The organism is Kitasatospora sp. NPDC101801, from assembly GCF_044766665.1.
GTDB lineage: Bacteria > Actinomycetota > Actinomycetes > Streptomycetales > Streptomycetaceae > Kitasatospora.
On the sequence record NZ_JBIWML010000063.1, the window covers coordinates 1 to 8843 of the forward strand.

Below are 8843 nucleotides of genomic sequence, written 5' to 3' on the forward strand. Positions count from 1 at the left end.
CCCGCGGAGCGGGTCCCTACGGGCCTTCGGCCCTCGGTTCGCCGGGCGCTCCGCGCCCGGTCACCCCACGCTTCGCGTGGGGTGGGACCCGCTCCGCGTGTCCTGGCCTGACCTTCGGTCAGGCCGGTCCGGCGCGTCGCGCCGGACCGGGGGCCGCTCCGCTTCGCTCCACGGCCCCCGGTGGCTGATGCTGAATCACATGGCTGAGCTGCGTTGATGGCTGGGCTCATGACGGGCTGACTAGGGGAAGGGGGTGGCCCGACGGGGGGCGCGTGCGTGTCGGCTTCACTTCCGGAAGATTGGTCTAGACCACGGAATCGGCCCCACGGGATGCCGGGGTGCGCTACCTTGGTCTGGTGTCGCCAACCAGAGTGTATCAACATCGAGCCGTCGGCAGATCCTGCCGTATGGGGCCTGCGGATCCCGGATCGGGCGGACCCGTCGGAATTCTGAGGGCCCGACTGATAGGCGGCCGGTGACTTTCGGGGAGCGGGCCGGAATTCCAGCAGATGGCCCCGATTTGTCCGGCCGGTGAATGTATCAGTGTGCGGTGCCAGGGAATCCCGCGAGAGGCGTTGTGCGGGTCCGTGAGTTCGGGTGAGGGGAGAAAGTCCGTGGGTGCTGTAAAGCCGGGTCTGCTGGCCGTGAAAGCTTCCGAGGGAATTGTGCTGCGGAGCCACCAAGAGGAGGCGGTGGCGGCGATCGCGCGGGGCCTGACGCCGCGTCCGGGGCAGGTGGCCCCGAGCGGCCTGCGGGTGACGGTGCAGATGGCCACCGGCACCGGGAAGTCGTACGTGGGGGCGGTGGCCGCGCAGCGGCTGGCGCCCCGCGGCGTGGTCCTGGTGGTGGTGCCCACCTTGAACCTGCTCACCCAGATGATCGGGTCCTGGCGGGCGGCCGGCCGGAGCGGGGACATGCGCGCGGTGTGCTCCCTGGTCCAGGACGAACTGCCGTCCGGGGTGACGGCCTCCACCAATGGCCTGGTCATCGGAAGCTGGCTCTCCGACGCGCAGCGGGGCCGGCGGCCGTTGACGCTGTTCGCCACCTACTCCTCCGTGAGCTCGATGGCGGAGGCGTACTACTACTGGGCGAAGACGAAGGGTGAGGTGCTGGCGCCGCTGGACCTGATGGTGTGCGACGAAGCGCACCGCTCGTCCGGGAGCGTCCAGAAGCGGTGGACGGTGGTCCACGACCAGGCGCAGATCCCGGCGGCCAGGCGCTTGTATGCCACGGCTACGCCGAGGATCTGGGAGCCGCCCACGCGGATGCTCAAGCCGCGTGAGGGGGCGCACCAGCCGCTGCCGGAGGAGCTGGCGGTGTCCATGGACGATGTCCGGGTCTACGGCCCGCACGTGTTCTCCCTTGGCTTGGCCGAGGCAGTCGAAAAATCGCTGCTCGCGCCCTTCGAGGTGGTGGTGATTGAGCTGCGGGACCCGCGCTCCGAGCGCGAGCTGGCCAAGGCGCAGCCGGTGCCGTGGGGGGCCGGGGTGGGTGAGGCGGTGGACGGCAGCGAGGACGAGGTGCCGGCCGCGCACCTGGCAGCCATGCAGGCCGGGCTGCTCAAGGTCGCGGCCGAGCGGAACCTGAAGCGCACCATCACGTTCCACAACCGCACGATCGAGGCCCGGTATTTCAGCGAGACCCTGAACCAGACGGTGGAGCGGCTGCACGACCAGAACCCGGCGAAATACCCGGCCGAGGTCTGGGCGCAGTGGCTCTCCGGTGAGCACTCCGTGGATTTCCGCGAGGAGGTCATCGGTGAATTCGGATTGACCGAGGAGGACGACGGTCTTTCCTACCGGGTGATTTCCCAGTGCAAGATCCTTGGCGAGGGTGTCGATATCCCGAATGCGGATTCGATTCTGATTATGGGCCGGGGAAGCATGGTCGATATCGTCCAGGCGGTCGGCCGGGCCCTTCGGATCCAGCCCGGTGAGGGAAAGATGGCGAGCCTTATCGTGCCCGTCTTCCTGAAGCCCGGGGAGAAGCCGGGGGACATTCTGGAGTCGGACAGCTATAACGGGCTCGTCAAGATCCTGACCGCTCTGCGGTCGCACGACGAACGCATGGTCGAGGCGTTGGCGGTGCCGCAGAAGAGCGGCAAGCGGACCACCGGGCGCAGCGCCGAGGCCGCTTACGCGCCTGGTGATGGGCATAGTGGGGGCTCCGGTGTGGGGGACGGTTCGGGGGCGTTCACGCTGCCGGTGCGGTTCGAGTCCAGCCCCGGGGACGATGTCCTGGCGCTGTTCGTCGCGTCCCGGGTGCTGACCAGTGAGACGCAGTTGTGGCGTGAGGCGATCGGCCACGTGCGGAATTGGTACAAGGAGCACGGGCACCTCAATGTGCCGTACTCGGAACTCGTGGGTGAGAACGGCAACTATCCGCTGGGGCGGTGGCTGTCGGACCGCCGGGTGGAGAATGCGGCCGGTGAACTGGCGTCATGGCGGGTGACGCAGCTCGACGGGTTCGACATGGTGTGGTCCGTCTCGGACGCCCGCTTCGAGGCCGGCCTCTCCTGGGCCCGCGTCTGGGCCAAGGACCACGGCGGGTCGCTGGCGGCCCCGGCGCGGGCGTCGGTGGGCGGGTACGCCATCGGCACCTGGCTGGCCGAGCTGCGGGCCGCCGCGCAGGTGCCGGAGGGTGAGAGCGGGGCGCTGGCGCCGGAGCGGCGGGCCGAGCTGGAGGCCGTCGACCCGTGGTGGTGCCCGGCATGGCCGATCGCCTGGCAGCGCGCCTACAGCGTGGCCAGGTCGTGGTGGCTGGAGTCGGGCGGCCAGGTCGAGTGGGCTGAGCTGGCCGAGGCGACGGTGTTCGAGGGCGAGAGCCTGGGGCGGTGGGTGCTGGCGCAGCGTGCCGGCGCTCCCGGCCTGGAGGCGGAGCAGCGGGAGCTGCTGGCCGCGATCGGCATCGAGGCTGACCCCGAGCTGGTGGCCGCCAAGGCCGCGGCGGACGCCAAGCCGAAGGTCTCCCGGACCGACCGGTTCGCGCTCGGCGTGGCAGCGCTGGCCGCCTTCGTCGAGCGGGAAGGGCGAGAGAAGAAGGTGGGGCGCGGGCACAAGGAGGAGCTGGAGGTCGCGGCGGTCGGGGAGGGTGGCGAGGAGAAGGTGGAGAGGATCTTCGTGTCGCTGGGCACCTTTCTCAACAACACCAAGGCCAGGCGCTCGAAGCTGACGCCAGGTCAGCTCGCGCAGCTCGCCGAGCACGGCGTGGAGTGGGCGTGAGCTGGATGGGCTGGAACGTGGAGGGCCTGGCGCCGAGGGCGGCCCGCTCGCCGGGCTGTGAGGCGATGATCACGGGGGCGGATCACTGGTTCCGGGAGGGGCCGGTGCAGCCGCAGGGGCACTGGATCTGCGGGGCTGCGGGGTGCGGCCGGCGGCGGCACGAGCACGTCCAGGCGCGGGGGGACTGGGTGGACGCCGCGCACGGCTTCAAGCCGCAGAAGATCGCGCCGTCGCGGTGCAAGCGGTGCGGGCATCACCGGCTGCACTCCCGGCACGTGACGTGGCGCTGGTGGCAGTACAAGGGCGGGGAGCAGCGCGGCGGCCGGGCCGGTGCGCGGCCGCCCGGGGAGGACGTGAACGGGCCGGCTGTTGGGCTGGTGCCGTCGCAGCGGGTCGGCTGGCGTGAGCTCCCGGGGTACTCGCCGTACACCAGGGTCTGGCGCGGTGGTGGCTGGCTCGGTGTCCGTCCGCTGGAGGAGTGGCCGGCCACGGTGCTGCCGTACGAGCAGAGACGTTCGAGGAGGCCGCCACCCTGCGAGGTGGCGGCCCCATTCGGCGTTCTGCCGGGGCTGGTCGGCGGCGGCTGTTCGAGGGCGAGCAGCTCGGCAGGTGGGTGCTCGCCCAGCGCGCCGGCGCTCCCGGCCTGGAGATGGAGCAGCAGGAGCTGCTGGCCGCGATCGGCATCGAAGCCGAACCGGAGCTGGTGACGGCGAAGGCCACCGCCGACGCGAAGCCGCGCATCTCCAGTGGCGACCGGTTCGTGCTCGGCATCGCGGCGCTGGCTGCATTCGTCAAGCGGGCAGGCCGGGAGAAGAAGGTGGGACGTGGGCGCAAGGAGCCGGTGGAGAGAGTGGAGGCCGGACCCGGCGGGGAGGAGAGGGCGGTGACGTCACTGTTCGCGCTGGGACCTGGTTTGAACAACACCAAGAACCGGAAGTCCGGGCTGACGCCTGGTCAGCTCGCACAGCTCGCCGAACACGGGGTCGAGTGGGCGTAGGTAGAACACTGGGGTTCCCGGGACACTCCCGCGATTCCCGCGCACCAACGAAGTTGGCAGGTCAGGATCGGTTGGGGCCTCCCTCGTAGACGGAGGCCCCAACGAGGAGGGCAGGCAGGGCCGCAACCAGCCGAGCCGATCGCTTCCCACCGGACTCACAAGCTCAGCTGACCGGCACCCGTTCAGGCTTCACTTCAAGACCTGGAACTCACAGAGCACCCGTTGACCGTCGTACCGCTCGACCCCAGCTCGCCCGCCAGCCAGGCCGTGGGCGTGGACTACGACCTGACCCTGGCCTTCCCCGTCAAGTCGGCGTGTTGAGAAGCGAAGCCCTTTGCCGGACCGGCACCGCTACCGGGCTCTGACAACACCGTTCCTGGTATGGGACCAGCGGAACTTCTTCCGGTTGTTGAGACATCTCGCGAACCGGAATCTCGCCCCCTTCTTGCGTCGAGCCGGGTGCGCTGTCACAACTCCTCACGCAGACTGATTTGCGTCGTCGCCGGCGGGGGCAACCTGCCAGGGTGAATCGGAAGCGGGGCTGCGAACAGGGCGGCGCGCCGGACGCCTGTCATGGGGATCTCGGAAGTCGGCAAAGGCTGGAGATGCCTGATTCGCTGGGGGGCGATCGTATGGACGGAGCTGGACCTGTCCGGGACAAAGCCGGAGTACCAGGCGGAGCGCTGATACCGCATCCGCGTGAGGCTGCTGCGGCGCCGCCTGCGGAGTCGGGCGTCGACTTCTGCGGCGACGCCCTGCTCATGGTGACCGGGCCCTTCTACCCAGGGCTGGTCTCGCTTGCGGACGCTCCGGGCTTCGCCGTTCCGGCGGACGGCGGGATCGATCCGGAGGGTCGCCTTACGCTGGTGCACCGGTCTTTGGACCAGTTCCTGCGCGGCTCGCTCACCTTTGGCAATCCGCCGGTCGACCTGCTCACCCACTTCGCCGGGTCGGAGGAGTTCAACGCGCGGCTGACGGCGATCGTGCGGGAGACGACGGCGCTACCGGTGGAACTGCACGTCACCGGCATCCTGTTTCCGGACGGCTACGGGTCGGTGGCCGTGCACATGCGCGTCGTCGAGGGGTGGACCGGGAGGCGCCGGGAAGAGCTCATTGACGGCTTCGGGCCGAAGGGGCGCGACGACCTTACCGTGCGCGTCAGGGGCGAACTGCTGCCGGCCCTGACCGCGATGTCCGACCAGTGCCGACAGGGGCCGCCATGTCCCACAGTTCTGCCCTACTTCAACCTCACCTACGCGGGCGGCACCACCCACCCGGCACCCGGCAGAGCGACCCTCTCCGATGCGCTGCGGCTCCTGATCTACCCCCGCTCCGCCGCACCGATCCCCTCCGAATCAACGTGGCCCCAGGAGTTCTTCTACCCCGGCTACGCCTTCTTCCTGCTGGCCTCCCGAGAGGACCCCAGCGACACACTCGGCCAACTCGAGCACCTTCTCGGCCAGTTGAACGTGCATTACGCCCGGCTCGAACGCTCCGCCGGTGCCGCGGAACGGATCATCCGCGAAATGGCACTGGACGAGGACCCCGAACTGCTCATCGCGCTGGAACGACGGTTGCGCGCCGACTACCAGGCACTGGTGCGGCCCACGTTCAGCTACGACTTCCACGTGCTCAAGCTGCGCGACAGTGTCTTGGAGGCGTGGGAGACCGAAAGGGTGCGCGAGCGCACCAACACCCTGCTTGAGATGGCGCGGCGCGCGGTGGAACGCAAACTGGAGCACGACCAGATGCGTCGGGTGACGAGGGTTAACCTCGCAGTGACGATCGTGGCTATCCTGAGCTTCGTCCAGTGCGTCGACTCGGCCCTCAACCTGTGGTCGAGGTTCTTCGAGTAAGAGGGGTGGGGATTGTGCCGGTTGACGTGCAGATCTGCGTCGCGGACGGGCTGATCTACGACGGTCTCGACTACGCCGACCGGATCGAGCAGCGGCTGACCCGCGCTGGCCTGAGCTGCGGCCGCCTGAACCTGGTGACCGAGGCAGCCGATCTGACCGCGCGACGGTCACAGCCGACCCTGGCGTACGTGTTCACCGGAGGCCAGACCTCGGTGCACTCCCACGCCGCGTGGATGCGCGCGACCATCAAGCTGATGGGGGAACTCATCGCCGACGCAAATGGGCGCGATGGCGACACCGGCCCTGCGGTGGTCGGCGTGTGCCTGGGCTCCCAGCTGATCGCCGAGGCGCTGCGGCCGGGCTCGATCATCGACACCTCGGGCATCGAGGTCGGCCTGACCGAGGTGAACCGGGTCGGCGACCGCCAGGGCCTCCGCGTCGTGCCGTCGTTCCACTACCAGGCGATCAGTCCGCAGATCGAGGAAGTGGACGGCGTACGTATCGAGTACCGCAACGAGCACACCTCCGTCCAGGCGCTGAGCTACGGCGAGCGAGTCTTCGGGTGCCAGTTCCACCCAGAACTGACCCCGGACGACGTGCGCCGACTGATCGACTTCAACGAGGACGTCATCAGCCGTTGGCACGGCGACGCGGCCGCTGCGCATCGCTCGGTCGAGCAGCACCAGGACGAACTGCCCGATGACCTCTTCGAGCGCCTGGTGATCGACCGCATCACGCGCTGACGCCGACGGGTACGTCGCCTCGAACTCGCGCGCACCGAGATCCGTGGCCCGGGCAAAGAAGGTGATCTCTACTCAGGTCCACTTCCGCAGTCCGCGTGTTGTTGAGATCGGTCATCAGCTCCTGATGGGGCCACCCCGAACAGGCAGCGCACGGACCTGGCCCGATGGCTGTGCCAAGCTCGGTCTTCGTTAGCCAGCTGAACCGAGCCCGCTGTCTTACTGCTCCGGCGGTATCGGTGGTGCGGGCAGGTCGAGGACCTGGGTGAGGGCGGCGGTGACGGGAGCCTGGTGGCCTGGCAGGTGCTGAAGGACCCAGGCGGCGGCCAGTGTAAGGAAATCGGCCAGGTCGCGCTCGGCACCGACGAGCAGGCAGCGGAGTTCGGTGACGGACAGTTCGATCACCGGGCTGTCGCCCTGCTCGGCATTGACCGTGAGCCGGACGGTGTCGCCGAAGCGCTCCGCGACCGGTGACACGGGGTCGTGGCCGAAGCCGAGCAGGCCACCGCTGTCGACGAGTCGGTGCCAGTCGCGCCAGTCCTCCAGTCCGTCGCAGCAACCGGGTAGGAACTCGATGCCGGTGGAGTCGTCGGTGACCCGCAGGCCGCCGGCCGCGAAGAGGGTGTCGAAGGTCAGCAGTCCGTGGAGGAAGGAGCCGAGTGGGTCGGCAGGCCGGGGCGGGCGGTCGTTGTGGGGGCCGTCCTCGGGGTCGATGTCGTTGCAGCTGACAATGCGCATCACCGCCGTCCCGACCTCGGCAGGCGAGAGCTCACCGCTGAGGGGCAGGAAGCCGACCGGCTCGGTCTCGGCGACAGGCCAGAGGTCGAAACCGTCAGGGGTATTGATCTCCAGGACGGGCTGCATCACGATCACCCGGCGAAGTGTCCCGCATCGCCCGCCCGTGACGCCTCCCGATTACGCTGAGCATCCTCGCCTCTGCCGAGCCTGAACCGGCGCGGGCTGAGCGCTTTCGGCTGTACCGCCCTGGGCAGATACAGGGCTCTGGCAGGATTTTCGTAGCCGGAGATCGTCTTGGTCCGGCGGTGGGCAGCCGCTACTGCTGTGGCAGGCTTCCAGGACCTGCAGCCGAAAGTGAATGGTGGTCTTGGGCGACGTGGTGTCAGCTGACGATCCGGACTGGGATCCGGACGAGCACGTCCGGTTCGCCCACTATCGAAGGGCGTTTGCCGAGGTAGCCGCTGAGGAAGCAGCCACCCTCGTCACCCGTGTGTTCACCGACCCCGATACGGGGATGGCGAACAGCGCCGTCTGTGAGTACCTCGACAGACGGGCCGCCGAGCTACTCACGGACCCCGGCTATCCCGCCTGGTGCCGGGAGATGACCGGCCCTGTTGCGGTGGACGACTTCTCCGCCCGGCACCTGCGCGAGTGGACTCTGCTCCGGGCGATGACCTTGGACGAGCCGTGGGACGCCGAGACCCTGCTCGCGGCCTCCAACTGGCTTCAGCTCCGTACCGCAGAGAAATCCTTGGCCATGATCGCCCTGTCGGCACTGGCCGAGGGCGGCCGAACCCGGCGCATCCGCAACATCGCCAAGTCCCGTCTGCCGGCCCTGGTTCGCCGACGCTACTGAACGTGTGGTGCCGGCCGAGGCCTTCCACCGGCGAGTCATCGCTCACACCAGTGGCTGAGCGACTCCTACCAGGCCGGGCGCTGGTCCTGGCGCTCCGTCGAGAAGCCAGCTGGCACTGCCGTTTCTGCCTGCCACAGCAGCCCGGGATCGGGCGGGAACTCGTCAGTGGCCGGCGCCGGAGGGTGCAGGCGCCTGTGGCCGGGGAGCGAGACCTCGGTCAGCACGCCGTCTCGCATCATCCACAGTCCGAAGCAGTCGTCCTCCTCGTCATGGATCAGTACCTGCACGCTCGCTGGGTACGGAGTAGGGGTGTGGAGTTGCAGCTTGCGGCTCACGAGGCAGTGCCGTGGGGGGGGGGGGGGGGGGGGGGGGGGGGCCGGGGGGGGGGGGGGGGGGGGGGGGGGGGGGGGGGGGGGGGGGGGGGGGGGGGGTACG

General features: G+C 69.2%; 7 protein-coding genes. 5 read left to right on the top strand and 2 right to left on the bottom strand.

Annotated elements, in window-relative coordinates; translation table 11 throughout:
• Nucleotides 1–509: 509 nt before the first annotated feature.
• The 4 genes from ACIRPK_RS35040 (at nt 510) to ACIRPK_RS35055 (ending at nt 6817) form a co-directional block, all read left to right on the top strand.
• On the top strand, nt 510–3221 hold the full coding sequence (locus tag ACIRPK_RS35040) for a Helicase associated domain protein (RefSeq protein WP_403046521.1): 2712 nt from the start codon (nt 510–512) through the stop codon (nt 3219–3221).
• A 478-nt stretch (nt 3222–3699) separates the two neighbouring features.
• On the top strand, nt 3700–4218 hold the full coding sequence (locus tag ACIRPK_RS35045) for a hypothetical protein (protein WP_403046523.1): 519 nt from the start codon (nt 3700–3702) through the stop codon (nt 4216–4218).
• 761 nt (nt 4219–4979) lie between these two features.
• Complete coding sequence (locus tag ACIRPK_RS35050; RefSeq protein WP_403046526.1) at nt 4980–6074, top strand: hypothetical protein; 1095 nt, start codon at nt 4980–4982, stop codon at nt 6072–6074.
• Nucleotides 6075–6079: 5 nt separating this feature from the next.
• Nucleotides 6080–6817, top strand: a complete 738-nt coding sequence (locus ACIRPK_RS35055; protein WP_403046528.1) for a type 1 glutamine amidotransferase — start codon at nt 6080–6082, stop codon at nt 6815–6817.
• Nucleotides 6818–7033: 216 nt separating this feature from the next.
• Here ACIRPK_RS35055 and ACIRPK_RS35060 read toward each other — a convergent pair whose 3' ends face one another.
• Nucleotides 7034–7678 carry a hypothetical protein gene (locus ACIRPK_RS35060; RefSeq protein ID WP_403046562.1) on the bottom strand — a complete coding sequence of 215 codons (645 nt, stop codon included), beginning with the start codon at nt 7676–7678 and terminating at the stop codon, nt 7034–7036.
• A 241-nt stretch (nt 7679–7919) separates the two neighbouring features.
• Here ACIRPK_RS35060 and ACIRPK_RS35065 point away from each other — a divergent pair, with 241 nt between their 5' ends.
• A complete protein-coding gene (locus ACIRPK_RS35065) occupies nt 7920–8408 on the top strand; it encodes a hypothetical protein (RefSeq protein ID WP_403046530.1) in 489 nt (162 codons plus the stop codon).
• 65 nt (nt 8409–8473) lie between these two features.
• Here ACIRPK_RS35065 and ACIRPK_RS35070 read toward each other — a convergent pair whose 3' ends face one another.
• Entirely contained in the window at nt 8474–8695 is a 222-nt protein-coding gene (locus ACIRPK_RS35070) for a hypothetical protein (RefSeq protein ID WP_403046532.1), read from the bottom strand.
• Nucleotides 8696–8843: the final 148 nt, after the last annotated feature.